The 24,793-nt window shown below is 64.1% G+C and carries 25 protein-coding genes; 16 read left to right on the top strand and 9 right to left on the bottom strand.

Annotated elements, in window-relative coordinates:
* Nucleotides 1–117: 117 nt before the first annotated feature.
* From NDO48_RS13030 to phnF, 3 genes are all read right to left on the bottom strand, one after another.
* Nucleotides 118–1,224, bottom strand: coding sequence for an extracellular solute-binding protein (locus tag NDO48_RS13030; protein WP_267321595.1), 1,107 nt, complete (start codon nucleotides 1,222–1,224; stop codon nucleotides 118–120).
* A gap of 386 nt (nucleotides 1,225–1,610) precedes the next feature.
* On the bottom strand, nucleotides 1,611–3,557 hold the full coding sequence (locus tag NDO48_RS13025) for an acyltransferase family protein (RefSeq protein ID WP_267321594.1): 1,947 nt from the start codon (nucleotides 3,555–3,557) through the stop codon (nucleotides 1,611–1,613).
* A gap of 90 nt (nucleotides 3,558–3,647) precedes the next feature.
* Nucleotides 3,648–4,430 carry a phosphonate metabolism transcriptional regulator PhnF gene (phnF, locus tag NDO48_RS13020; protein WP_267321593.1) on the bottom strand — a complete coding sequence of 261 codons (783 nt, stop codon included), beginning with the start codon at nucleotides 4,428–4,430 and terminating at the stop codon, nucleotides 3,648–3,650.
* Between the two features lie 85 nt (nucleotides 4,431–4,515).
* On the opposite strand from phnF, the gene phnG reads away from it, so the two are divergent.
* The 7 genes from phnG to NDO48_RS12985 all read left to right on the top strand — a co-directional run bounded on the left by phnG (nucleotide 4,516) and on the right by NDO48_RS12985 (nucleotide 9,754).
* A complete protein-coding gene (gene phnG / locus NDO48_RS13015) occupies nucleotides 4,516–4,986 on the top strand; it encodes a phosphonate C-P lyase system protein PhnG (RefSeq protein ID WP_026227443.1) in 471 nt (156 codons plus the stop codon).
* Nucleotides 4,986–5,591 (top strand): phosphonate C-P lyase system protein PhnH, encoded by a 606-nt coding sequence (gene phnH, locus NDO48_RS13010; RefSeq protein ID WP_416377199.1) that lies wholly within the window; start codon nucleotides 4,986–4,988, stop codon nucleotides 5,589–5,591. Before phnG ends, phnH begins: the two co-directional genes overlap by 1 nt.
* Nucleotide 5,592: 1 nt before the next feature.
* A complete protein-coding gene (locus NDO48_RS13005) occupies nucleotides 5,593–6,702 on the top strand; it encodes a carbon-phosphorus lyase complex subunit PhnI (RefSeq protein WP_267321592.1) in 1,110 nt (369 codons plus the stop codon).
* A complete protein-coding gene (locus NDO48_RS13000) occupies nucleotides 6,699–7,592 on the top strand; it encodes an alpha-D-ribose 1-methylphosphonate 5-phosphate C-P-lyase PhnJ (protein WP_018429179.1) in 894 nt (297 codons plus the stop codon). The genes NDO48_RS13005 and NDO48_RS13000 overlap by 4 nt, the downstream gene beginning before the upstream one ends.
* The gene (gene phnK, locus NDO48_RS12995; protein ID WP_267321591.1) at nucleotides 7,589–8,365 is read left to right on the top strand and encodes a phosphonate C-P lyase system protein PhnK; all 777 of its coding nucleotides are present in this window, start codon (nucleotides 7,589–7,591) and stop codon (nucleotides 8,363–8,365) included. The genes NDO48_RS13000 and phnK overlap by 4 nt, the downstream gene beginning before the upstream one ends.
* Before the next feature lie 67 nt (nucleotides 8,366–8,432).
* On the top strand, nucleotides 8,433–9,140 hold the full coding sequence (gene phnL, locus NDO48_RS12990) for a phosphonate C-P lyase system protein PhnL (protein ID WP_267321590.1): 708 nt from the start codon (nucleotides 8,433–8,435) through the stop codon (nucleotides 9,138–9,140).
* Complete coding sequence (locus tag NDO48_RS12985) at nucleotides 9,137–9,754, top strand: DapH/DapD/GlmU-related protein (protein WP_018429182.1); 618 nt, start codon at nucleotides 9,137–9,139, stop codon at nucleotides 9,752–9,754. Before phnL ends, NDO48_RS12985 begins: the two co-directional genes overlap by 4 nt.
* 2 nt (nucleotides 9,755–9,756) lie before the next feature.
* On the opposite strand, the gene gltS is transcribed toward NDO48_RS12985, so the two are convergent.
* The 4 genes from gltS to NDO48_RS12965 all read right to left on the bottom strand — a co-directional run bounded on the left by gltS (nucleotide 9,757) and on the right by NDO48_RS12965 (nucleotide 13,711).
* Entirely contained in the window at nucleotides 9,757–10,962 is a 1,206-nt protein-coding gene (gene gltS / locus NDO48_RS12980; RefSeq protein ID WP_416377198.1) for a sodium/glutamate symporter, read from the bottom strand.
* A 223-nt stretch (nucleotides 10,963–11,185) separates the two neighbouring features.
* On the bottom strand, nucleotides 11,186–12,220 hold the full coding sequence (locus tag NDO48_RS12975) for a Tim44 domain-containing protein (RefSeq protein ID WP_267321588.1): 1,035 nt from the start codon (nucleotides 12,218–12,220) through the stop codon (nucleotides 11,186–11,188).
* Between the two features lie 176 nt (nucleotides 12,221–12,396).
* On the bottom strand, nucleotides 12,397–12,804 hold the full coding sequence (locus tag NDO48_RS12970; RefSeq protein WP_267321587.1) for a GFA family protein: 408 nt from the start codon (nucleotides 12,802–12,804) through the stop codon (nucleotides 12,397–12,399).
* A complete protein-coding gene (locus NDO48_RS12965; protein ID WP_267321586.1) occupies nucleotides 12,797–13,711 on the bottom strand; it encodes an NAD(P)-dependent oxidoreductase in 915 nt (304 codons plus the stop codon). Before NDO48_RS12965 ends, NDO48_RS12970 begins: the two co-directional genes overlap by 8 nt.
* A 145-nt stretch (nucleotides 13,712–13,856) precedes the next feature.
* On the opposite strand from NDO48_RS12965, the gene NDO48_RS12960 reads away from it, so the two are divergent.
* Complete coding sequence (locus tag NDO48_RS12960; protein ID WP_267321585.1) at nucleotides 13,857–14,195, top strand: winged helix-turn-helix transcriptional regulator; 339 nt, start codon at nucleotides 13,857–13,859, stop codon at nucleotides 14,193–14,195.
* A 74-nt stretch (nucleotides 14,196–14,269) separates the two neighbouring features.
* On the opposite strand, the gene NDO48_RS12955 is transcribed toward NDO48_RS12960, so the two are convergent.
* A complete protein-coding gene (locus tag NDO48_RS12955; protein WP_018429188.1) occupies nucleotides 14,270–14,614 on the bottom strand; it encodes a GFA family protein in 345 nt (114 codons plus the stop codon).
* A 237-nt stretch (nucleotides 14,615–14,851) separates the two neighbouring features.
* Between NDO48_RS12955 and phnC the strand changes: the two genes are divergently transcribed.
* The 6 genes from phnC (at nucleotide 14,852) to NDO48_RS12925 (ending at nucleotide 21,147) form a co-directional block, all read left to right on the top strand.
* On the top strand, nucleotides 14,852–15,694 hold the full coding sequence (gene phnC / locus NDO48_RS12950) for a phosphonate ABC transporter ATP-binding protein (protein WP_267321584.1): 843 nt from the start codon (nucleotides 14,852–14,854) through the stop codon (nucleotides 15,692–15,694).
* A 91-nt stretch (nucleotides 15,695–15,785) separates the two neighbouring features.
* A complete protein-coding gene (phnD, locus tag NDO48_RS12945) occupies nucleotides 15,786–16,697 on the top strand; it encodes a phosphonate ABC transporter substrate-binding protein (RefSeq protein WP_267321583.1) in 912 nt (303 codons plus the stop codon).
* A 79-nt stretch (nucleotides 16,698–16,776) separates the two neighbouring features.
* The gene (gene phnE, locus NDO48_RS12940; RefSeq protein WP_416377200.1) at nucleotides 16,777–17,724 is read left to right on the top strand and encodes a phosphonate ABC transporter, permease protein PhnE; all 948 of its coding nucleotides are present in this window, start codon (nucleotides 16,777–16,779) and stop codon (nucleotides 17,722–17,724) included.
* Between the two features lie 2 nt (nucleotides 17,725–17,726).
* On the top strand, nucleotides 17,727–19,112 hold the full coding sequence (gene phnE / locus NDO48_RS12935) for a phosphonate ABC transporter, permease protein PhnE (RefSeq protein ID WP_267321581.1): 1,386 nt from the start codon (nucleotides 17,727–17,729) through the stop codon (nucleotides 19,110–19,112).
* 189 nt (nucleotides 19,113–19,301) lie between these two features.
* Nucleotides 19,302–20,009 carry a DUF1045 domain-containing protein gene (locus tag NDO48_RS12930; protein WP_267321580.1) on the top strand — a complete coding sequence of 236 codons (708 nt, stop codon included), beginning with the start codon at nucleotides 19,302–19,304 and terminating at the stop codon, nucleotides 20,007–20,009.
* A gap of 1 nt (nucleotide 20,010) precedes the next feature.
* Nucleotides 20,011–21,147: an alpha-D-ribose 1-methylphosphonate 5-triphosphate diphosphatase gene (locus NDO48_RS12925; protein WP_018429194.1), complete on the top strand. Its 1,137-nt coding sequence runs from the start codon at nucleotides 20,011–20,013 to the stop codon at nucleotides 21,145–21,147.
* Nucleotides 21,148–21,209: 62 nt separating this feature from the next.
* Here the strand turns inward: NDO48_RS12925 and NDO48_RS12920 are convergent, their stop codons facing one another.
* Nucleotides 21,210–21,833 (bottom strand): helix-turn-helix domain-containing protein, encoded by a 624-nt coding sequence (locus tag NDO48_RS12920; RefSeq protein WP_051091979.1) that lies wholly within the window; start codon nucleotides 21,831–21,833, stop codon nucleotides 21,210–21,212.
* Between the two features lie 116 nt (nucleotides 21,834–21,949).
* On the opposite strand from NDO48_RS12920, the gene NDO48_RS12915 reads away from it, so the two are divergent.
* Entirely contained in the window at nucleotides 21,950–23,083 is a 1,134-nt protein-coding gene (locus tag NDO48_RS12915) for an NAD(P)/FAD-dependent oxidoreductase (protein ID WP_018429196.1), read from the top strand.
* A 108-nt stretch (nucleotides 23,084–23,191) separates the two neighbouring features.
* Nucleotides 23,192–24,787 carry an ABC transporter substrate-binding protein gene (locus NDO48_RS12910; protein WP_267321579.1) on the top strand — a complete coding sequence of 532 codons (1,596 nt, stop codon included), beginning with the start codon at nucleotides 23,192–23,194 and terminating at the stop codon, nucleotides 24,785–24,787.
* The last annotated feature ends 6 nt before the right edge of the window (nucleotides 24,788–24,793 follow it).

The following is a 24,793-nucleotide window of genomic DNA, read 5'->3' as shown; positions in this document are numbered from 1 at the left end:
GGTGGGGCCGGTCGCCGGTCATTGCGCGTTGCAGAGTTCGGACAAGCGCGGCCCCGCCGCCTGTCCCGGAACGTCGCAGCGTCCCGGGACAGGCTCCGGCATCGGGGCCAGGCAGCCTTAGGCCGCCTTCACCTCGGCGGTTGCGCGGTCGATCATCTCGTTCTTCATGTCGCGGTTGACCGACGAGAAGAAGATGATGCGTTCGATCTCTTCCTGCGGCAGGGTCGATGCGAGCTTCTCGCGATCGTTGAGCAGGTCGCCGACGCCGTTGATGGTCGAGCTGTAGCCCGACTGGCGCGTCATCGCAGCACCCACTTCCGGGGTCTCCAGAACGGCGTTCAGAAGCTTGTAGGCGTTCTCGGCATTCGGCGCGTTGTTGACGATGTTGAGTGTGTAGCAGAAGCCGAACGTGCCTTCCTTCGGCACCGACAGCTGGATCGGATGGCCGTCCATGATCAGCTTGGCGGCCGGGCCCGACCACGAGTGCGCCAGGTAGATGTCCTCGTTGATGAACATCTGCTGCACTTCCGAGCCGGCCTCGTAGTATTTGCGGACCATGTCCTTCTGCTTGATCAGGAAGTCGCGCGCCTCGTTGGTCGCCTTCTGCGCCACGTCGGCCTTGTCGACATAGCTGACGAAGTCGCCGTCATGGCCGAGATACTGCATGACGATGGTCATGAAGTCGCTGACGATGTACGAGGTCTGGCCCTTGTACTGCGGGTCGAACATGACGTCCCAGCTCGGCGCGTCCTTCACATAGTCGACGTTGCGGGCAAGACCCTCATAACCGGCCAGGATCGGCAGGCCCCAGAGATTGCCGTCGACGCGCGCCCAGGGAGCGTCCTGGTAGGCCGTGTTGAGGTTCTTCCAGTTGGCGATCTTGCCGGTGTCGAGCGGCTGCAGCAGCTTGGCGCTGATGAACTGCGAATAGCGATGGCCGGCGACGGTGACGATGTCGGTCGAGGGATTGGCGCCTTCGGCGGTCAGCAGGTTGTACTGCTTGCCCTGGTCGTCGGTGAGGCGGATGCGGACCTCGATGCCGGTGTCCTTCTGGAACTTATCGAGGAATTCCTTCGGCAGGAACTTGTCGTAGGTGGTGATGTTCAGCACGCCGTTCTGGGCCCAGGCCGGGATCGGGCGGATGATATGCGGCATCGCAAGAGCGGCAGCGCCGCCGCCAAGCATCTTGAGCGCTGTACGGCGGCTGGTGATAATCTTGTTCATTATGTTCCCCATTCGAAAGCTGTATTTCATTGCGCGCGGCCGAGACCGCACAATAAGAGGCCGCCACGCAAAGCCGATGGGCAATGCGACCGACAAGCCGGCGAAGCTGTATGTTCAGCGATGATCTACGGAGCGTTTTGGAGCCGGTGTTTATTCCTCCACTCAACCGGCTCTGAATTCCGACATGCCGTCCGCAAATTCCGCTAAACTGGAATTTTTCTGTAAACCGGACGCTTGTCAAGCATTGTTAGAAAAAATCTGTTTGCCCACCAACATTTCATGGCAGGCAACCGCATAGTAGCTGTGGATGAAATACACATGCGTACGGCGCAGCGGGGCCAAGGTCGACGACAAATAGCTGGCATTCAGATGCCGGAATTCAAAAATCACCCGTTGCCGCGCCGGCCCGAGTGCCCCGTTATGATGTCATAGAAATTCATTTTCTCGCCGAGGAAACGAGAGCCTTCGTATGACAGGTGCCCACGGTCGCGATAGATCAGCACGTCGCCGTCCTCGACCTTGCAGGCAATGTCGTCGCACAGAAAATCGCCGATATCGACGACCCGATAGTCTCGTTTCAGATCGTCAAGGAATTCGTTCACCTGCCTGCCGAAGCGCCTCACCTCGGCCCGATCGAGCAGGCAGTTCTCGGCACCGCTCCCCAGCCATCTGGACCGCGCCAGGCAGGCACCTATTTCGCTGCCGTCGCGGGGCGGCGGCGCAAAGATCACCGGGGTTATGCCGTGGCTCACGAACCATTCGAGCGTCGCCCTCATTCGCTCTCGTATGAATTCTGGACTGGCCTGCACGACCTTGCCTCCGTAGAGGACGAAAGGCACGCCATCCAGATATTGGCCGAATGGCGAAGAAAGCACGGCATAGCGTATCGACGGTGTGCTCTCGACGTAGCGTTTCACGCCATCGATGAACGCCTGGCAGTCTGCGGGCCAGCTTGCCGGATATTTGGGCGGCATGATCGGCGCGATGTCGATGAAGGGACCACAGTCGCTCTTGGTGAACTGCACCAGGGCTACATCGGGCTTGGACTGCACGATGCCTGCCACGAGATGCATGGCAAAAGAGTCGCCCCACACGATGACCTCCGGCTTGTCGCTCGTCATGCAAGCCTGTGGCAAAGGCAGTTTGCCTTCACAGCCATCGCTCAATCCGAAATTGATGCGCATGCGCTCGTTGACAGCGCTGGCAAACGCCTTGTTTGGATGACGAAGTGGCAGGCCGTTCGTCTGGTCGGCGATCACGCCAAAGATGATCAACCCGCCTCCTATCACCCCGATCGTTGCAAACAATTGCCTGCCGCTGACGAGACGACGGTTGCGGAAGGGGCGCTCGACGAACCGCCAGGACAAATATGACAGGAGCAATGTCAGCGCGATCAGCAGCAGGTAGATTGACATTGTCACCTCGCCAAACATGCGAATGCGGGCGAAGGCGAACAGCGGCTGGTGCCAAAGATAGACGCTGTAGCTGATGAGACCGACCGCAACGAGCGGCCGCCATGACAATATGCTGGCGGCGAGCGTGCCCGATCTTGCAAAGACAAGGACCAGTGCTGTTCCAGCAACGGGCGGCAGCGCCCACCAGCCGGGGAACGGCCTGTTGCCATCGAGCAGCAAGATCGAAGCGACCACGAGGACCAGCCCGGCAAGGGAGAGCGCCTGCGCACCCAAACCCTGAAGCCACTGGCGATCGGAACTGGCAAGAGCCAGCAAGGTGCCGACGCCAAGCTCCCAGAACCGGGTCGGCAACAGATAGAAATTGGCAGTCGGAGCACGGCTTGCCAGCATGTGGGTCAGCGCGAAACTTGCAACGACAATGGCGCCAACAGTCCAAATCAGGCTGCTGCGTCCGCGCCAGGCCATCAGCAGAAGCGGAACAAGCAGGTAGAATTGCTCTTCGACTGCAAGCGACCAGGTGTGCAGAAGCGGCTTCAGCTCAGCATCGGCACCAAAGTAGTTCGCCTCCCTCCAGAACAGGAAGTTGGACACTGACAGATTGGTCGCAAACAGGCTCTGGCCGTAGTCATTGAACTCGCGCGGCGCCATCCACACCCAGGCAAATGGTATCGTCGCCATGCAGACAAGCAGCAGCGCCGGCGAAATCCTGCGGAACCGCCGCTCGTAGAATCCAAGAAGAGAGAAGGAACCGGACTTGATGTCCTCGACGATCAAGGACGTGATCAGATATCCGCTGATGACGAAGAAGACGTCGACCCCGATGAAGCCGCCCGAAAAACTTGTGAAACCGGCATGGAAAAACAGTACGGGCAGCACGGCGACAGCACGAAGGCCGTCAACCTCGGGACGATATTGCATCACAGATTTCTCTGCCTGGCAGTCGACCCCGTGTTGATAGCGCGCCCCAGGCTTGGCAGCAACGACAGTCAGCTGCCGGAGCCAAACCGATCACGCCTCGGTCGAGACGCTCAGCTCGACCCGGTCGGCGGCGAAGCGGGTTTCGGCATACTGGATCGGCACGCCCTCGGCATCGACATTGACGGCGACTGCGACGAGCACGATGGCGCCGGCAGATAGCTTGAGGTCGGCGAGGTCGGCGGCGTCGGCATGGCGGGCCGAAACAAGCGTCGACTTGCGGAAATAGTCCTCGATGCCATAGCGCTGGAAGCTGAGCGTGATCGAGCCGGTTTCGGCATAGGTTTCGGCATAGCCGGTAAACCGCGCCGCGTCGAACCAGCTGGTGGCGCGCGACACCGGGCGTTCGTCGGCCTCGCTCAGCGTCTCCAGCCGGACCACCGGCGCGCCCTCGGCGAGGCTTAGTCCCTCGGCCACACGCCGCGCCGCCGGCTCCACCGCATGGGCGAGAAGATTGCTGCGCCGGTCGCGCGTCTGGCCGCGCAGACCGGTGGAGAAGCGGGTGCGCGCCGAGATCGGATAGGACAGCTTCTGGCGGCTTTCGACGAAGGTGCCCCTGCCCTGCTCGGCCCTGAGCACACCTTCCTGCACCAGTGCCGCAATGGCGCTGCGCAGTGTGTGCCTGTTCACGCCGAAGCGCTCGGACAGGACCATTTCAGGCGGCAGCTTGCCGTCGGCGCCCAAGGTGCCGGCCGATATCGCCTGTCTGATCTGGTCGGCGATCTGGCGCCACAGCGCCACCCCGCTCTTGCGCGTCACCGCCTGTTTTTGTCCCTGCCCGATCAAATCCGCCGTCCCTGCCTTGCCACCTGTCATGTGCCCGTCACGGAGCGTCGCTACAAGCCCATTGTATGTTGTTCGTTTGTATAGAACAATAGACAAATACACGAACGGAGCGGCGATGAAGATGGACCGACGGCAAGAAAGAGAACTGGAGGCTCAGCGCAAGGCTGCCATGGCGGCGCTTTCGCTGGCGCCAGTGGACGAGTTGAAGCGGCTGTGCGCGGCAGCCGGCATTTCAGGCGAAGCCGAGATGCTGCGCGGGCCGGAGACGGGCCTGGTGTCGGTGCGCGGACGCATCGGCGGCGGCGGCGCGCCCTTCAATTTCGGCGAGGCAACCGTGACCCGCGCCACGGTGCGCCTGGCCACCGGCGAGATCGGCCATGCCTATGCGCTCGGCCGCGACAAGGAGAAGGCCAGGCTTTCGGCCATAACCGATGCGCTCTGGCAGAACCCGGCCCGCCGCGCCGAGGTCGAGGACAAGATTCTTGCCCCCCTGCGTGCAGCCCAGATCGAGGCCGATGCCACGCGGCGCGCCGAGACGGCGGCCACCAAGGTCGACTTCTTCACCATGGTTCGCGGAGAGGATTGATGGAACAGATGGACGTTATCGACGGCGGTTTTACCGCTCCCGTTTTCGACGCGCAGACGGTTTTCCGCGCCGTCATGGACGCCATGGCGCGACCGGGCACGATCCAGCCGGTTGCGGCACTGGCCCAGCCGCCAGCGCCGCTGTCGGCGACTGCGGGCGCTGTGGCGCTCACCCTGTGCGACCACGACGCGCCGCTCTGGCTCGACACCGGCCTCCAGGCTTCGGCGGCCAGATCCTGGCTCGCCTTCCACAGCGGCGCGCCGCTGGCGGCAACGGCAGCGGATGCGCATTTCGCCCTCGTCGCCAATCCGGCGACGCTGATCGCTTTCGAGAACTTTGCTCAGGGCACGCAGGAATATCCTGATCGGTCGACGACGCTGATCCTGCAGGTCGAAAGCCTGACCGCAGGCGAGCCGCTCCAGCTCAAAGGCCCCGGCATCGAGACGACGGCCACGATCGCGCCGACGCCACTGCCGCGCCATTTCGTCGAGCAGTGGAAGCAGAACGGCGCCCGCTTCCCACGCGGCGTCGACGTCATCCTGGCGGCGCCCGATGCGGTCGCCTGCCTGCCCCGAACCACCAGCATCAAGACGATGGAGGCCTGATATGTATGTTGCTGTCAAAGGCGGCGAAACAGCCATCGCCAATGCCCATCGCCTGCTCGCCGACCGTCGCCGCGGCGACCGCTCGGTGCCCGCGCTGCGCATCGACCAGATCGTCGAACAGCTGGCGCTCGGCATCGACCGCGTCATGGCCGAGGGCTCGCTCTACGACCGCGAGCTTGCCGCCCTTGCCGTCATGCAGTCGCGCGGCGACCTGATCGAGGCGATCTTCCTCGTCCGCGCCTATCGCACGACGTTGCCGCGTTTCGGTTACACCAGGCCGATCGACACTGCCGCCATGCAGGTCGAGCGCCGGGTGTCGGCCACCTACAAGGACCTGCCCGGCGGCCAGCTGCTCGGCCCGACCTTCGACTACACCCATCGCCTGCTCGACCCGGAACTGGCAAACGATCCCACAATCGCTGAGCCCGAACAGCGCGAGGGCGACGGCCAGCGCATGGCGCGCGTCTCCGAGATCCTTGCCCATGAAGGCCTGATCGAGGCCGATGGCGAGCTGCCCGAGGACCACCTCACCGGCGACATCACCCGCGAGCCGCTTGAATTCCCGATGGAACGCGACATCCGCCTGCAGGCGCTGTCGCGCGGCGACGAGGGTTTTCTGCTTGCGCTCGGCTACTCGACCCAGCGCGGTTATGGCCGCAGCCATCCCTTCGTCGGCGAGGTCCGCATCGGCGAGGTCGAGCTGGAACTCGACGTGCCGGAACTGCCCTTCCCCGTCACGCTCGGCCGCATCCGCGTCACCGAGTGCCAGATGGTCAACCAGTTCAAGGGCTCGGCCAAGGCGCCGCCGCAGTTTACCCGCGGCTATGGCCTGGTCTTCGGCCAGTCGGAACGCAAGGCGATGGCGATGTCTTTGTGCGACCGGGCGCTGCGCGCCGGCGAGTTGGGAGAAGACATCACCGCACCGGCCCAGGACGAGGAGTTCGTCATTTCGCACTCCGACAACGTCCAGGCGACCGGCTTCGTCGAGCACCTGAAGCTGCCGCACTATGTCGACTTCCAGGCCGAGCTCGACCTCGTCCGCCGCATGCGCTCGGAGCACGAAAAGCGCAACCAACCAACCGACACCGACCAGCGCGAGGCGGCAGAATGACCACCGCAGCACCAGACATCGCAACCTACAACTTTGCCTATCTCGACGAGCAGACCAAAAGGATGATCCGCCGGGCCATCCTCAAGGGCATCGCCATTCCCGGCTACCAGGTGCCGTTCGCATCCCGCGAAATGCCGATGCCCTATGGCTGGGGCACCGGCGGCGTGCAGGTGACGGCCGCCATCATCGGTCCCGACGACGTGCTCAAGGTCATCGACCAGGGCGCCGACGACACCACCAATGCGGTCTCGATCCGCGCCTTCTTCCAGAAGGTCGCCGATGTCGCTGTTACCACCGAGACGGCCAAGGCGACGATCATCCAGACCCGCCACCGCATTCCGGAGTATCCGCTGACCGAGGGCCAGACGCTGGTCTACCAGGTGCCGATCCCCGAGCCGCTGCGCTTCCTCGAACCGCGCGAGACCGAGACGCGCAAGATGCACGCGCTCGAGGAGTATGGCCTGATGCACGTCAAGCTCTACGAGGACATCGCCAGGCACGGCCGCATCGCCACGACCTACGCCTATCCGGTCAAGGTCGAGGGCCGCTATGTGATGGACCCCTCGCCGACGCCGAAATTCGACAATCCGAAGATGCACATGTCGCCCGCACTCCAGCTGTTCGGCGCCGGCCGCGAGAAGCGCATCTACGCCGTGCCGCCCTTCACCAAGGTCGTCAGCCTCGACTTCGAGGACCATCCTTTCGAGATCCAGACCTTCGACCAGCCTTGCGCCCTGTGCGGGGCCGAGCAGGTCTATCTCGACGAGGTCATCCTCGATGACAAGGGCGGCCACATGTTCGTCTGTTCCGACACCGACCATTGCGAGACACGCCAGGCCTGCGGCCACCGCGGCCACCTCTCGCCTGAAATCCTGGAGCCCGCACAATGACCGACGAACCGCTTCTGCGCGTCACGGCGCTGTCCAAATATTACGGCTCGCGCATCGGCTGCGAGGACATCTCCTTCGACCTCTGGCCCGGCGAAGTGCTGGCCATCGTCGGTGAATCGGGCTCGGGCAAGACCACCTTGCTCAACTGCCTGTCGACGCGGCTGCTGCCGACGTCGGGCACTGCAAGCTACCGCATGCGCGACGGCCAGTGGCGCGACCTCTACCGCATGAGCGAGGCAGAGCGCCGCTTCCTGATGCGCACCGACTGGGGCTTCGTCCACCAGAACCCGGCCGACGGGTTGCGCATGACGGTGTCGGCCGGCGCCAATGTCGGCGAACGGCTGATGGCCATCGGCGACCGCCACTATGGCAACATCCGTGCAACCGCAATCGACTGGCTCGGCCGCGTCGAGATCGATGAGCAGCGCATCGACGACGAGCCGCGCGCCTTCTCCGGCGGCATGCGCCAGCGCCTGCAGATCGCCCGCAACCTCGTGACCGGCCCGCGGCTGGTGTTCATGGACGAACCGACCGGCGGTCTCGACGTATCGGTACAGGCGCGCCTGCTCGACCTTTTGCGCGGGCTGGTCACCGATCTCGGGCTGGCGGCCATCGTCGTCACCCACGACCTCGCTGTCGCCCGGCTTCTGTCGCAGCGCATGATGGTGATGAAGGACGGCCACGTCGTCGAAGCCGGTCTCACCGACCGCGTGCTCGACGATCCGCGCGCGCCCTACACCCAACTCCTCGTCTCCTCCATCCTTCAGGTCTGAGCATGATCCCGAAAAGTGGTTCCCGGTTTTCGGACAAGATCATGCTCTCAAAGGAAAGGCTGTAACCATGGCCACGCCACTCATCGTCTCGGAGGTCGCCAAGGCCTTCACCATGCACCTGCGCGGCGGCATCCGCCTGCCCGTGGTCACCAATGTCTCGTTTTCGGTCCGGGCAGGCGAATGCGCCGTGCTCGGCGGTCCGTCGGGCGCCGGCAAGAGCTCGATCCTGAAGATGGTCTACGGCAACTACGGCGTCGACCAGGGCCAGATCATCGTCGAGCACCACGGCCAGCTGGTCGATCTCGCCACCGCCAATCCGCGCACGGTGCTTTCGGTGCGCCGCGACACCATCGGCTATGTCAGCCAGTTCCTGCGCACCGTGCCGCGCGTCTCGGCGCTCGACGTCGTCGCCGAGCCGCTGGTTGCCCGCGGCACCGAACGCTCGGAGGCACATGCCCGCGCCTCGGAACTGCTTGGCCGGCTGAACCTGCCGGAACGCTTGTGGAGCCTGCCGCCGGCCACCTTCTCCGGCGGCGAGCAGCAGCGCGTCAACATCGCCCGCGGCTTCATCACCGACCATCCGGTGCTCCTGCTCGACGAGCCGACGGCCTCGCTCGACGCCACCAACCGCGAGGTGGTGATCGGCCTGATCGAGGAGAAGAAGCTGAAGGGCACAGCCCTGCTCGGCATCTTCCACGACGCCGACGTGCGCGAGGCGGTCGCCGACCGCATCATCGACGTCACCGCCTTCGCCGCCGGAAAGGTTGCAGCATGAGCCGCAAGCTGTCCGAACAGCCCTGGATCCATCCGTCGGCCGAGGTGACGCAGTCGACGCTCGGTCGCTGGACCGAGGTCTCCGAGCGCACCCGCATCAGCGAGAGCTCGCTTGGCGACTATTCCTACGTCATGCAGGACTGCAGCCTGTGGTGCACCACGGTCGGCAAATTCTCCAATATCGCAGCCGCGGTGCGCTGCAACGCCACCAACCACCCGACCTGGCGGCCGACGTTGCACCACTTCACCTACCGCGCGTCGGACTATTGGGAGGACGCCAGCCACGAGACCGAGTTCTTCGAATGGCGCCGTTCCAACGCGGTGACCATCGGCCATGACACCTGGCTCGGCCATGGCTCGACGGTGCTGCCGGGCGTCACCGTCGGCGACGGTGCTGCGGTTGGCTCGGGCGCGGTCGTCACCAAGGACGTTGCGCCTTACACCATCGTCGCCGGCGTGCCAGCCAGGCCGCTGCGCGAACGCTTCGACCGTAAGACCGCCGAGCGCTTCCAGGCGCTCGCCTGGTGGGACTGGGATCATGCCAGACTGCGCGTCGCCCTCGACGACTTCCGCAATCTCTCAGCGGAAGAATTTCTGGAAAAGCACGACGGCTGAGCTCACCCCGCCAGGAAGAACTGGATCGCGATCATGTTGACCAGGTCGACGAAAAACGCCGAGACCAGCGGCAGGATGATGAAGGCGTTCGGTGACGGGCCATAGTGCTTCGTCACCGCCGTCATCGAGGCAATCGCGGTGGGCGTGGCGCCAAGCGAAAGGCCGGTGAAGCCGGCGCTCAGCACCGCCGCCTGATAGTCCCGGCCCAAAAGCGGGAACAGCACGATCAGGATGAAGGCGACCGCGAGCAGCGCCTGCATGGCGACCACGACCAACAGCGGGCCCGCGACCCCGGCAAGCGTCCAAAGCTGCATGCTCATCAGCGACATGGCGAGGAAGGCCGAGAGCGAATAGTCCGAGATCAACGACATCGCCGGCGAACGCGCCGGCCAGGGCAGGCGCGGAAACAGGTAGGGGATCGTGTTCGACAGAACCACCCCCATGATCAGGCACGGCACGAACAGCGGCAGCTTCACGCCCATCGCCGTGACCAGCCCGTGAACCAGATAACCGAGCACCACGGCTATGTTGACCAGCAGAACCGCCTGCATGAAATTCGACTTGTCGATAGGTACAGCCTCCGCCTGAGCGACAGCCGCTTCCGCGTCAGGCCCGCTATTGCGCGTTGTCAGCTTGCCGCGCTCGATGAGGAATTTTGCCACAGGACCGCCAAGGACGCTGGCGACGATCAGCCCTAGCGTCGCAGCAGCGGTCCCGACTTCCAGCGCGGCCGGAAAGCCGTGTTCGGCCGCGATCGCAGGCGCCCAGGCAATCGTGGTGCCATGGCCGCCGACAAAGGCGATCGACCCCATGATGACGCCTGCGGCGGAAGGCAGTCCGAACAGCCAGGCCCCGAGCGTGCCGACGCCATTTTGCAGGAACACGAAAAGCACCGTCAGCACGCACAGCACCGCGAGAGCCCGCCCGCCAACCCAAAGGTCGGCCAGCCGCGCATTGACGCCGACTGTGGCAAAGAAAATGACCAGCAGCCTGTCGCGCGTGGTCATCTCGAAGACGATCTCCATCCCCGACAGCTTGTAAAACGCCCACACGGCCGCGGCCGCCAGAAACCCGCCGGTGACCGGCTCGGGGATGTTGTAGTTGCGCAGGAAGGCAACGTGGCGGTTGAGCAGAACGCCGACGAAGTAGACGACGATGCCGAGCGTGAGCGTCAGGAAATCGGGCGAAACGAGAACATTGTCGGCCATGGCCATCCGAGCTTCGCTTGGACACCGGGCGGCCGGTGCCGGGTCGGACGATCCCGATCTCCCCTGGCCCTCAACCTTGCCTAGAATAATTTCGAGAGCAATCGGAATTGCGGCGCCAGAGAGGAGGCCACCTTTCAAAACAAAACGCCCGCGGCCGCCCCTTCAAGGGGCAAGACCGCGGGCGTCATTCAGCCGGAAAGAACTCCGGCAGCTTGAAAAAAACTCAGGCCTGCTGGATCGCCGAAAGCTGCCAGTCGCCGCCATTCTGGCGCACGAAGGTCCACAGTTCGGTCGTCTCGGTCGGCTCTTTCGCATCGCCTTCCACAACCTCGCCGGTGGTGCGGTTGCGGGTCACGTCGATCGACTGATAGTTCAGCGCAGCGGTCGCATAGTCGCGATCGCCCTCGCTCCAGCTTTCGGCAATGTCGGCCTGCAGAAGCTGGACGTCGGTCACGTCGTTGCGCACGCCGTTCTGGGCGTTGTCGGCCAGTTCTTCCGAGAGATACGACACCATCTCGGGGGTCACCAGGCGGCGCAGCGCCTTGTGGTCCTCGCGACCGAAGGCTTCCTGCACCTCGGTCAGCAGGCGCTGGAAGGTGTCGAGATCGTCGCCGGATACAGTGATCTCCTGGCTCACGGGCTGCTGCGGTGCTGCGTTGGCGCGGCTGCCGCCAATGTTCGGAATGCTGAACGAGCGGCTGCCGCCATTGGCCTTGCCGCCGTCCTCGGACGGTGACGCATCGCGATAGCTGAAGTTGCCGCCACCAGCGCCAGCCCCCGCACCAGCCATTGCCGGACCGGAATTGGTAGCCTGCCGCGAGCGGAAGAAGCGCAGAGCCAGCCAGATGGCGCCGCCGATCAAAAGCACCTGCATCAGCATGCCGAACAGGCCGGCGAGACCGCCGAAGCCCTGGCCCATCAGCATGCCGAACAGGCCGCCCATCAACAGGCCGCCGATCATCGCGCCGCCGAAACCGCCCAGGAAACCGGGACGCTGCGGCGCGGCCGCACCAGGACGGGCGGCATTGGTGGCAGCCGGGTTGGTCGCCTGGCCGGTGTTCGGCGTCATCGAGCGTTCCACCGGAGCGGTCGGCTGCGGCGCGGTGCGCGTCGGCGGCGCCGACTGGAAGGTGCGCGTTCCCCGGCTGCCGAAGCTGCCGCCACGGCGGGCATCGGCGTGGTCGACCGCGACCATCGAGAACGCAAGGAACAGGCCCGCGAAAAGAGTGGCAAAGCGGGTCGTTCGGGACAATTTCATCGGCGGCTCCTCAAAGTGATGTCCGTCCTCATATAATGTCTAACAACTGTAGTGTCAGGGTTCGGGCGTCAAGTTTTGGCGGAATCTTGCGAGATTCCGCCAAAACGTTGAATCAAAACGATTTTAACCGCGGCCCGATTGCAGATCATTTACCCGGCAAGCCGCCTGGCGGCCTTTCAAGGGGCTTCGCTCACGCCTTCCAGGCAAAGCCATCTGTGCCTTCGGCCGGGCCAATGGAGCTTCGTCGGGGCCGGGAACTCCTGGTCCTCCAGGCAACCGACCGACACCGAAAGCGCGCCCGTCAGTGCTTCGGCCCGCATGAAGACGACCGATCCGCAGGTGGTGCAGAATGTCTGCTCCAACCATTGTCCCGACGAGCCGGTTCGCCGCCAGGATCTGGTCTCGCCTTCTTGGCTGACGACAGCTGAATCCGCATAGATCGCCCTGTAGGAGAATGCGGCCCCGGTACATCTCTGGCACTCCATGCAGCTGCACGCATAGACGCGGCGCGGCTCCCCGGCGAGGCCGAGTCTCACGTTCCGGCAGGAGCAGGCCGCGGTGCGTATCCTCTCGCCGTCATGCATGCGCCGGCTTCCCCTCCTGCCGTACGGAGCCATTTTGAAACAGCGGGAAAAGCGATGCGAAATCGTCCGTCCCGCTCCCCAGCGAAAGCGCCTTCTGGAAAATCTGATCCATGGCGCGCGGCATGGCCGCGCTGAGGCCGCGCTCCTCGCACGCTTCGAGCAGGTGCCGGAAGGCGCTGTAATGGGCACCCAATGAGGCAAGCGTCGCCTCGTCGCCGGCAAAACGGTGCGCCTTGGTCCGGTCGACAACATCGAACAGCGCGGCATCGACAACCGGCTTGAACGCCGCGAGATGCCCCCTGAAGGTCAGCAGATCGAGCCCCTCGGCCTCGGCGACAGCCATGCCCTGCAGCGTGCCGAAGAGCCCGCCCCACATCTGGGTGAGCAACGCCGTGTCGAGCGCCGAAGCCTGACCCGCCACCTCCCCGACATAGCCTGTGCCGCCGCCGAGTTCGAGAAGCAAAGGCTCGTGCCTGTCATAGACCTCGCGGGAGCCGGAATAGAGCAATGTCGTCTCCGGCCTGCCGATAAAATCCGGGGTCGCCATGATTGCCCCGTCCAGATAGCCGGCGCCACGTGCCTCTACCCACTGCGCTTCCTCCCGGGCCAGACGCGGCGACCCGGAGGTGAGCTGGACGATGGTTCTACCGACCAGTGCCGAAGCGACATTGTCGGACCTGAGCAACGTTTTGCTGGCGGCATAATCAAGGACGTTGACGATCACGACCTCGGCCGCCCCGACACCGTCCTCCACCGAAGCGGCCACCTTTGCTCCCAGGGCAGCCAAGGGTTCTGACTTTGCAGCAGTCCGGTTCCAGACCGATGTGGGATAGCCCCGGTCGAGCAATGTACGGACGATGGACGAGCCCATGCGGCCCGCGCCGAGCACGCAAACGTTTGATTTCACGATGATTTCTCCGACAGGCGAATGCCCTCGCAACGAGGGCCGGGTTTATGTTTGGCGCGCGCTCGGTCCGAACATATGTACTGTCACCACGTTGAGAAGTACGCACCTTGAAGTAAGCGACAGGCATCATGACAGGAGCTGCCAAATGAGGCGCAAGGAACCAGACAGCTGCGGGTTTGCTGCCGCGATGCAGGCCATCGGCGGAAAGTGGAAAATCGCGTTGTTGTGGGAACTGCACCTGCGGCCCCACCGCTTTGCCGAACTGCGCCGGCAGTTGCCGGGCGTCAGCGAGAAGATGCTGGCGCAGCAACTGCGCCAGATGGAGGCCGACGGGCTCATCAGCCGGCACGCCTATGACGAGGTGCCGCCACGCGTCGAATATTCGATCACGCCGCTGGGCCTGAGCCTGAACGATGCCGTGACGGCGATGTCGACATGGGGAAAGCAGCACGAGAGCTGGAAGGACCAGCGACAGGCAGCCTGACAAAGGCGCCGATCATAGCAGGCCGGCGACCAGCCTGCTCCCGGTTGCAAGAGGGTTCCGCTGCGCCGAAGCGTTCAGCGGCTGCGGCCGTCGAACGGAATGCGCTTCAAGCTCGCAAGATCGATCTCTTCAATGCAGCGCACATTGATCGCCGCGGTCTTTTCGCCGCTTGGGCTGACGCCCATGCCGAAAGGCGCGCAGCCGCAGTTCGAGCAAAACATGTGGTCGATCACGTGCTTGTTGAACTTGTAGGTCGCAAGCCGCTCCGGGGGCGTGGTGACGGTCAGTTTCTCGCGCGGCACGAACCACAGAAGATAGCCCTTGCGACTGCAATGCGAGCAATTGCATTCGATGGCGCTTGCCGGTTCGCCCTCCACCTCGAACGACACATTTCCGCAGTGACAGCTTCCCTTGGCCATCTGATGACCTCCCCCTGATGGATTGCAGGCACACGTTACAGGCGCGACCACGCCGAAACAATTGCACCCCGCCAAAGCCCCTCTCGAGGCGAATGCCGCACTTTCCTGCCGTTTGGGCCGCTTCAGCCTGTGCTTCGTAACAAAACTGACATGGTCCCGACATTTCAGCTTCATCTCACGGGTCTAGGCCGATCTGAGACAAGGGCGAAAAAGCCCTGACGGGACAGGGAAGCCACGATGCTCGAAATCCGCAACGTCACGCGCCGCTTCGGCAAGAATGTCGCCGTGAACGGTGTCAACCTTCAGATCAAGCCGGGCCAGATGGTCGGCATCATCGGCCGCTCCGGTGCCGGCAAGTCGACGCTGCTCAAGACCATCAACCGCCTGATCGACCCGAGCGAGGGTTCGATCTCCTTCGACGGCACCGAAGTGTCGTCGCTGCGCGGCGCCCAGCTGCGCCGATGGCAGCGCGACTGCGCCATGATCTTCCAGCAGTTCAACCTGGTGCCGCGCCTCGACGTGCTTACCAACGTGCTGCTCGGCCGCCTCAACCATCGCTCGACCGGGCTCAACCTGCTCGGCATCTTTTCCCGCGAGGAGCGCATCCGGGCCATCGCCGCACTCGAGCGCCTCGACATCGCCCGCACCGCACTCCAGCCGGCGGGCACGCTGTCGGGCGGCCAGCAGCAGCGTGTCGCCATCGCCCGCGCTCTGATGCAGGAACCCAAGCTGATCCTCGCCGACGAGCCGATCGCCTCGCTCGACCCGCTCAACGCCAAGGTAGTGATGGACGCGTTGCAGGACATCAACCTGCGCGAAGGCATCACCGTCATCACCAACCTGCACACGCTCGACACCGCCCGCACCTACTGCAACCGCATCATCGGCATGCAGGGCGGCACGGTGGTCTTCGACGGCGCGCCTGAAGACCTCACCATCGAGGCCGTTCGCCTCGTCTACGGCGCCGATGCCGACGGCGCCGAGATTTCCGAAGCCATCACCTCGACCAGCATCCGCCCTGTCAAGGTCAGGGTTCCCGCATCCGCCGCCCCTCTCGAACCGGCATACGCCCCGGTCTGAGGCCATCAGCGGTCGTCTTGCCCGCGTCAAGGGCCGGCAATCAGCAACCGAAATGACCCAGCAAGGTGCTGGGCCAATCTGGAGACATGTCATGTTCAAGAAAGCACTTCTGGGCGCCGTTTCGCTCGCAGTCCTGGCAATCGGCTCGGCTCATGCCGCCGAACTCAAGGACTTCCGCATCGGCCTGATCGGTGGCGAGAACGAAGCCGACCGCCTGCGCAACTTCCAGTGCCTCGTCGACCAGCTCCCCAAGGCCATCGGCGTCGAGAAGGTGTCGCTGTTCCCGGCCGCCGACTATGACGGCACCATCCAGGGCCTTCTCGGCGGCACTCTCGACTACGCCGAGCTCGGCGCTTCGGGCTATGCCAAGATCTACCTGCAGAACAAGGACGCGGTCGAGCCGATCCTGACCACCGTCCAGACCGACGGCGCCACCGGCTACTACTCCATCATGGTCGCCAAGAAGGACTCGGGCATCACCAAGCTCGAAGACCTCAAGGGCAAGAAGCTCGGCTTCGCCGATCCGGACTCGACCTCGGGTTACCTGATCCCCGTCACCTCGCTGCCCAAGGACCTCGGCGGCGTCGCCGTGAAGGACTACTTCGCCGAGACCGGCTTCGGCGGCGGCCATGAGAACCTCGTCCTCGAAGTGCTCAAGGGCACCTTCGATGCCGGCACGACCTTCGGCTCGGGCGTCGGCGAATTCAAGGATGGCTACACCTCGGGCAACCTGAAGAAGATGGTCGACAAGGGCATCCTCGACATGGACGACCTGGTCGAAGTCTGGAAGTCACCGCTGATCCCGAACGGCCCGATCGTCGTTCGCACCTCGCTCGACGCCGACGTCAAGACCAAGTTCAAGGACTACATGATGAAGCTGCCGCAGACCGATCCGGCCTGCTTCTCGGCCATTCAGGGCGGCGACTTCAAGGGCTTCACCGAAGTCACCCCCGAGTTCTACCAGCCCGTGATCGACGCCCGCAAGGCGCAGATCGGCAGCTAAGCCACAAGGCAACACGGACGCGCCGCGAGGTCTCGCGGCGCGTCCCTTTTTATCCGGAATCGGACGGAACCCCATGACAATGCCACTCACGGAAGCCGGCCTCGCGGTCGAGCGCCACTGGCGCGAGCTCGCCAGCCGTCGCCGCCTGCACACCATCGGCGGCCTCATCCTGCTGTTCCTCGCCCTTTCCGGCTCGCTGTGGTTTGCGAACGAGTCCAATGCCGGCAAATTCCTCGACCGGCTGCCGCATCTGTTCGATTTCGTCGACCAGTTGATCCCGCGCGACGGCTTCGAAGTCTGGCGCGCCATGTTCGACCTGCCCTCGCCCTATGCCGACGGCAGCCTGAAGTTCGATTACCCCGATGGCCGGATGTACCTGTTCGGCTCGTTCTACCTGCCCGAATACGTCTACAAGATGCTGGAGACGATCAACATCGCGCTGGTCTCGACGCTGATCGGCTTCGCTTTCGGCTTCCTGCTCTGCTTCCTGGCCGCGTCCAACCTCGTCACCCAGCGCTGGCTGCGTTTCTTCGTCCGCCGCTTCCTCGAAATCCTCCGCGCATTTCCCGAGATCGTCATTGCCGGCTTCTTCCTGGCGGTGCTTTCGATGGGCGCGATCCCGGCGATCATCGCAGTGTCCCTGCACACCATCGGCGCGTTGGGAAAGCTGTTCTTCGAAGTGGTCGAGAACGCCGACATGAAGGCTGATGAAGGTTTGCGCGCCGTCGGCGGCAACTGGCCCGAGCGCGTCTGGTTCGGCATCGTGCCGCAGGTGATGCCCAACTTCCTCAGCTATGGCCTGCTGCGCCTCGAGATCAACGTCCGCGCCTCGACCATCATCGGCGCTGTCGGCGGCGGCGGCATCGGCGAGGCGCTGCGCCTGTCGATCAGCCGCAACCACGAAGCCAAGACCATCGCCATCATCATCCTCCTGTTCTGCACCATCGTTGCGGTCGACCAGTTCTCGGCCTGGCTGCGCAAGAAGCTGGTCGGCGAACAGGCCTTCGCCTTCGGTCGCGGAGAATAATCATGACCACCCTTTCCATGACCGAAATGCAGGCAATCGCCGACCGTCATCCCGGCGTCTTCTCGGGTTCCTGGCGCAAGAGCTTGATCGGCTGGGCCGTGGGCGCGGGCATCGTCGCCTATCTCGTCTTCGCCTGGTGGTTTTTCGCCGTCGGCGCGGTGCTTGCCGGCGGCAACTGGGGCATCGCCGGCACTTATCTGGCCGACTGGGTCAGCTACGAGGTGCGGCCGCAGGTCACCTTCCGTCCTGATCGCCTCGACGTCAGCTATCCGCGCTTCTCGTCCTACCGCGCCGACCGCCACCCCGACTGGCTCGACATCACCCAACCTGCCAGCGCCACCGTGACAGGCAACAAGGCGCCTGCCGACCGCGTCGTTGCCCATATCGGCTCCGGCACGGCAATCGACATCGCGCCTGAGCGTATCGTGGTCAGCCATGGCGGCGAAACGCTCGACGTGGCCGTGGTGCCGCTTCAGAGCATCACCGTCACCGGCACCCTGCCCTCATGGGCCGTCCAGAAGACGCCGGGCGCAAAGATCGTCGCCGATTTCGGCTTTACCGGCAGCGTCCAGATCGACGCCGACGACGTCAAGATCCGCCACCGCTTCCTCGGCTGGGAAAACTTCTTCTTCGACGCCAACTCGCCCTTCTGGGGCAAGTCGACGGGTGAAGTCTGGTCGCTGGTCATGTCGAATGACCGCATCGATCCCAAGATGTCGAACGCCGCGCTCGCCTGGGACAACATAGTCAACAACTCGGAATGGCAGCATGGCGATGTCTGGCTGAAGCTTGCCCAGACCATCGTCATGGCCTTCGTCGGCACGCTGTTTGCAAGCCTGCTCGCCTTCCCCCTCGCCTTCATGGCGGCCCGCAACATCACCCGCAACAGCCTCGTCAATCAGGTGACCAAGCGCTTCTTCGACTTCCTGCGCTCGGTCGACATGCTGATCTGGGCGCTGTTTTTCACCCGCGCCTTCGGCCCCGGCCCCATCGCCGGCATCTCGGCCATCTTCGTCACCGATACCGGTACCTTCGGCAAGCTCTACTCCGAGGCGCTGGAAAACATCGACGACAAGCAGCGCGAAGGCATGCGCTCGGTCGGCGCCTCGCCCGCCTCGGTCCAGCGCTATGGCGTGGTGCCCCAGGTGCTGCCGGTGCTGGTCAGCCAGTCGCTCTATTTCTGGGAATCGAACACGCGCTCGGCCACCATCATTGGCGCCGTCGGCGCCGGCGGCATCGGCCTCAAGCTGTGGGAGGCCATGCGCACCAACTCCGACTGGGAGAACGTCGCCTACATGGTGCTGCTGATTCTGGTGGTCGTGTTCATCTTCGACAATATTTCCACCGCATTGCGCCAGCGGCTGATCGGCACCAAGGCCAGCCACTGAACATCTGTGGCCGGCCTTTGCAAAACTGCGAAAGTCGGCCACTACTTCGTCAAACTGTCACGCAAATCATCTATCGGGCTGTCGTCGAGAGCATGATCCCGAAAAATGGGGACGGTTTTCGCATCAGATCATGCTCCAACAATAAGGTTCAGCCCATTTCGAGCGAAATGGGCAGGAGGAAATCGCGCCATGCGCTACGCCATCTATTTCACGCCCGAGCATGACGATCCGCTGTGCCGTATCGCAGCTGGCTGGCTCGGACGCGATGCGTTTGGAGGCGCGGCGATTCCCGCAAAGGCGCATGGCGAATTGTCGGCCGCCGAGGTTGCGTTCCACACCGCCGCCGCGCGCCGCTACGGCTTCCACGCCACGCTGAAGGCGCCGTTCCGGCTTGCCGACGGCGTCAGCGAAAAGGCGCTGGTCGATGCGGTCGACGCCTTTTCCGCCGGCACCGAACCCTTCGACATTCCGCGCCTGAAGCTCACCCAGATCGACGGCTTCTTCGCCCTCGTCCCGGAAGAGCAGTTGCCCGAACTGAACGATTTCGCAGCGGAAGTGGTAAAAGCCTTCGAACCGCACCGCGCGCCGCTGTCCGACGCCGAGCTTGCCCGCCGCAACCCCGATGCGTTGACGCCCCAGGAATGCCGTTATCTCAGCCAGTGGGGCTATCCATACGTCTTCGACGCCTTCCGTTTTCACATGACCATGACCGGCCGCGTCGCCGCCGAAGAGGCTCCACGCGTCCGTGCCGCCATCGAACAATGCCTGGGCAACGTGCTCGACAAGCCGGTGCCCGTCGCCGGGCTCGCCATCTTCGTCGAGCCGACCGCCGGCGCCCCCTTCGAGGTGCTGAGCTACCACGCCCTGGGCAAGCAAGCCGAGAGAAAGACCGCCTGAGATGACCGACCTTGTACTGAAAAACGCCCGCATCGTGCTCGCCGACGAGGTGATCGACGGCTCCATCGTCGTCCGCGACGGCAAGATCGCCGAAATCTCGACCGGCCCAAGCGCCATCGGCGAGGACATGGGCGGCGATTTCGTCATCCCGGGCCTTGTCGAGCTGCACACCGATCACCTCGAAGGCCATTACGCGCCGCGCCCGCGCGTGCGCTGGAATCCGATCGCCTCGGTGCTCGCCCATGACGCCCAGGTGGCGACCGCCGGCATCACCACTGTCTTCGACGCGCTGCGCGTCGGCATGGACGAGGATGCGGAGATGGGAGCGGCCGACATGCGCAAGCTGGCCGACGCCATCGAAGACAGCGTGCGCGCCGATCGCGTCCGCGCCGACCACTTCATCCACCTGCGCTGCGAAGTCTCCGCTGCCGACTGCCTCGCCGGCTTCGCCCATTTCGACGGCGACGACCGCGTCAGGCTCGCCTCGCTGATGGACCATGCACCGGGCCAGCGCCAGTTCGTCGATCTCGAGACCTACGCCTACTACTACCAGCGCAAGCTGAAGCTCAACGACGTCGAATTCCAGGCGTTCTGCGACAAGCGCATGGGTGATTCGGCCCGCAATTCGTCACCCAACCGCAATGCCATCTCGGCAGCCTGCCATGCGCGCGGCATCGTTCTGGCGAGCCATGACGACGCCACCTCCGCCCATGTCGACGAGGCGATCGCGCAGGGTATCCGCGTCGCCGAGTTCCCGACCACGCTCGAGGCAGCCAATGCTTCGAAGGGCGCCGGCCTCGGCGTGCTGATGGGCGCGCCCAACGTCATGCGCGGCGCCTCGCATTCGGGCAACGTCTCGGCCCGCACGCTCGCCGAGCAGGGCCTGCTCGACATCCTGTCGTCGGATTACATCCCCTTCAGCCTGATCCAGTCGGCCTTCTTCCTCGGCGAAGTCGTCGAGGGCATCTCGCTGCCGCAGGCGGTCGCCATGGTGTCCAAGAATCCGGCCGATGCGGTGGGCCTCACCGACCGCGGCGTGATCGAGGCCGGCCGCCGCGCCGACCTGGTGCGCGTCCGCGTCGACGAGCATGTGCCTGTGGTCCGCACCGTCTGGCGCGAAGGCCGCCGCGTCGCCTGATTTTCAGCTGCCGTTCAACGAACAAGACGCAGTGCATCCGCCCGGATGCGCTGCGTTTTCGCCTACGAGCCCAGCGCTTCGACGTCGTTGAGGCCGATCAGCGTCTTTTCCATGTCGGGCTCCTCGCCCGAGCAGATGCACAGCATCTCGGCATCGCCCTCGCCCACCGACAGATAGGCATGGCCCATGGTCGAGTCGATGTAGACACTCTCGCCTTCCTTGAGCCGGAGCGGCGCATACTGGTCGGTGTGGAGCTCGATCTCGCCCTTGAGCACGATCAGGAACTCTTCGCCGGCGTGGCGGGTCAGTGGCCCGAATTCTTCGAGTGTACGTGCCCTGGCATTGGCCAGGATCGGCACCATGCGCTTTTTCACCAGATCGGTGGCGAGGTAATAATAGTCGTAGTTGCGGGTCAGCTGGCGCAGCGTGTTGGCCTTTGATGTGACCGAGCGGCGCGTGCGCGCCATTGGTTGCCGGACTGCTCCACTCAGCAACTCGGTCACATGGATGCCCAGCCCGCTGCATATCTGCAGCAGCTTGTCATAGCTCAGCGACATCTGGTCGTTCTCGACCTTGGACAGGGTCGAAACCGCAACGCCGGTCAGGTGACTGACATCCTGCAGCGTCCAACCATGCTGTTTTCTGAGGCTTCGAAGGCAGTCGCCGAGATTGGGCTGTTCCGACATGGACGTCTCCATCATCTGCCTTAGCTATTCCAACTCCACAGCCATCGCAACAATCACCAAGAATTTTCCTATACGCTAAATATTGACCGTATCGGAAATTGATTTTACGAATGGCTATGCAGTCAGACTCCCAAGCCAAAAAAGTCATCGTCATCGGCGGCGGCATCGCCGGCCTCTCCCTCGCTGCCTGCGTGCAGCGATGGGCCGAAGTCACGGTGATCGAACGCGAAACCCAGCTCGGCTACCACGCCAGCGGACGCTCCGCGGCGCTGTTTTCCGAGACCTACGGCAATGCGCTGGTGCGGGCGCTGTCGGTCGCAAGCCGCCAGGCGATCATCGACGGCGGCTTTGTCGAGCACGACCGCGGCGCCGTGCATTTCGGCGGCCCCGACGATGGCGAGACCATCGACCGGATGGCCGAGGAGCAACGCGCCCTGGTGCCGAGCGTGCGCCGGCTGAGCCCCGCCGAGGTCAGCGCGCTCGTTCCCGCCATTGCCCCCGAGCTCACCTGCGGCGGCGTGTTCGAGCCCGACGCCAAGGACATCGACACCGGCAAGATGGTGCAGGCCCAGGCCACGGCCCTCAAGGCAGCCGGCGGCAGGATCGTCACCGGCGCGGACGTGCTCGAAATCAAGCGCACGCCTGATGGCTTCCGCGTCGTCACCGCGTCAGGCATCCATGAGGCCGACATCGTCGTCAACGCCGCGGGCGCCTGGGTCGACGTCATTGCCGAACGTTCGGGACTGTCAGGCCTCGGCTTCAAGCCCAAGCGCCGCACCGCCTTCCTGTTCGACCCGCCCGAAGGCATCGACGCCCGCAAATGGCCGCTGGTGGTCGACCTGCACGAACGCTTCTATTTCAAGCCGGACGCCGGACGGCTGATCGGCTCGCTTGCCGACGAGACCGACACCGAGCCTTGCGATGCCTATCCAGAGGACATCGACATCGCCACCGCCGCCTACAACATCGAGGAAGCCACAGGACTGGCCGTCGGCCGCCCGCAGACGCCCTGGGCCGGCTTGCGCACCTTCTCGCCCGACCGCAGCCCGGTGGCCGGCTTCGATCCGCGCCTGCCCGGCTTCTTCTGGCTCGGAGGCCAGGGCGGCTACGGCTTCCAGGTATCGCTGACGCTGGCACGGCTGTCGTCGTCGCTGATGCACGGCGAGCCCATCCCCGCCGACCTGGCCGATCTCGGCATCAGCTACGGCGCCTTGTCGCCGGAGCGGTTCCTGCAGGCACCTCATGCGTAGCGGAAACGCCACGAGGTTTGACACGATCCATTCCGCAATCGGTTGGCGCGGGGGAGGAGAACCACCGCGCGGTTACGTCAACTTGAAACACCATCAGGAAACTCCGCGATGAAATCCTTGGGTATTTTGCGTACGGCGCTTGTCGCCTCGACCATCCTTTTCGCCGGCCAGGCCTATGCCAAGACGCTGGTCTACTGCTCGGAGGCGAGCCCCGAAACTTTCAACCCGATGCTGACGGTGGCGGACTCGACCATGGACGCCGCAGCCAAGACGATCTTCAATCGCCTCGTCGAGTTCAAGCCGGGCACCACTGAAGTCGGGCCCGCGCTGGCAGAGAAATGGGACGTGTCGGAAGACGGCAAGGTCTACACCTTCCATCTGCGCAAGGGCGTGAAGTTCCACTTCAACGAGACTTTCACCCCGACCCGCGACTTCAACGCCGACGACGTGCTCTACACCTTTAACCGCCAGCGCGACGCCAACAATCCGTACCACAAGCTGGCAAACGGCACCTACGAGTACTTCAACGGTCTCGGCATGGGCTCGATGATCGCAAACATCGAGAAGGTCGACGACTACACGGTGCGCTTCACACTGAACGAGGCGAACGTCACCTTCCTCGCAGGCATAGCGCTCGACTACCTCTCCATCCTGTCGCTCGAACAGACCGAAAAGATGGTCGCCGCCGGCACGCCCGATGTCATCGAGCAGCACCCGGTCGGCACCGGTCCGTTCATCCTGCAGGCCTACCAGCAGGACGCCCAGATCCGTTATGTCGCCAACAAGGACTACTGGAACGGCGCCCCCAAGATCGACACGCTGATCTTCGCCATCACGCCGGAGCCGGTCGTCCGCGTCACCCGCGTCAAGGCCAACGAGTGCCAGGTCGCGGCCCCGCCGCCGGCGGCAGCCCTTGCCGAACTCAAGGACAATCCCGACATCGACATTCTCAGCCAGCCGGGCCAGAACATCGGCTCCGTCGGCTTCAACACCGAGCACAAGCCGCTGGGCGACGTGCGCGTGCGCACCGCACTTGCCAAGGCGATCAACCGGCAGGCAATCGTCGAGGCGGTCTACCAGGGCGCAGGCAGCCTCGCCGGCAGCATGGTGCCGCCGATGCAGCTGGGTGCGGTCACTGATGCGGCCATCGACTACGATCCGGAAGGCGCCAGGAAGCTGCTTCAGGAAGCAGGCCTCGACGCCGGCACCAACATCAAGCTCTGGGCCATGCCGGTCTCGCGGCCCTACAACCCCAACGCCCGCCGCATGGCCGAGATGATCCAGGCCGACTGGGCCGCCGTCGGCGTGAAGTCCGAGGTCGTCACCTTCGAGTGGGGCGAGTATCTGACCCGCACCGGCAAGGGCGAGCACGACGCCTATCTGCTCGGCGGCTCGAGCGACAATGGCGATCCCGACAACATGCTGTCCTTCTCGTTTGCCTGCGACGGCGTGAAGGGCGGCTCGAACCGTTCGCGCTGGTGCAACCCCGAGTTCGACAAGCTGCTCGCGGCCGGCCGCGTCACGTCCGACCCCGAGAAGCGCGCCGAAATCTACCGCAAGGCGCAGGCGATCCTGAAGGCCGAGGTGCCGGAAGCGCCAATCGCCCACTCGGTGGTCTCGATCCCGGTGCGCAAGAGCGTGCTCAACTACGTGATGGATCCGTTCGGCCGGCAGAACTTCGCCGCCGTCGACATCGCCGAATAAGGCGAC

This window comes from Aminobacter sp. MET-1, assembly GCF_026521175.1.
Classification (GTDB): Bacteria; Pseudomonadota; Alphaproteobacteria; order Rhizobiales; family Rhizobiaceae; genus Aminobacter.
Note: the sequence above shows the minus strand (reverse complement) of the source record. Positions and strands in the feature narration are given on the sequence as shown.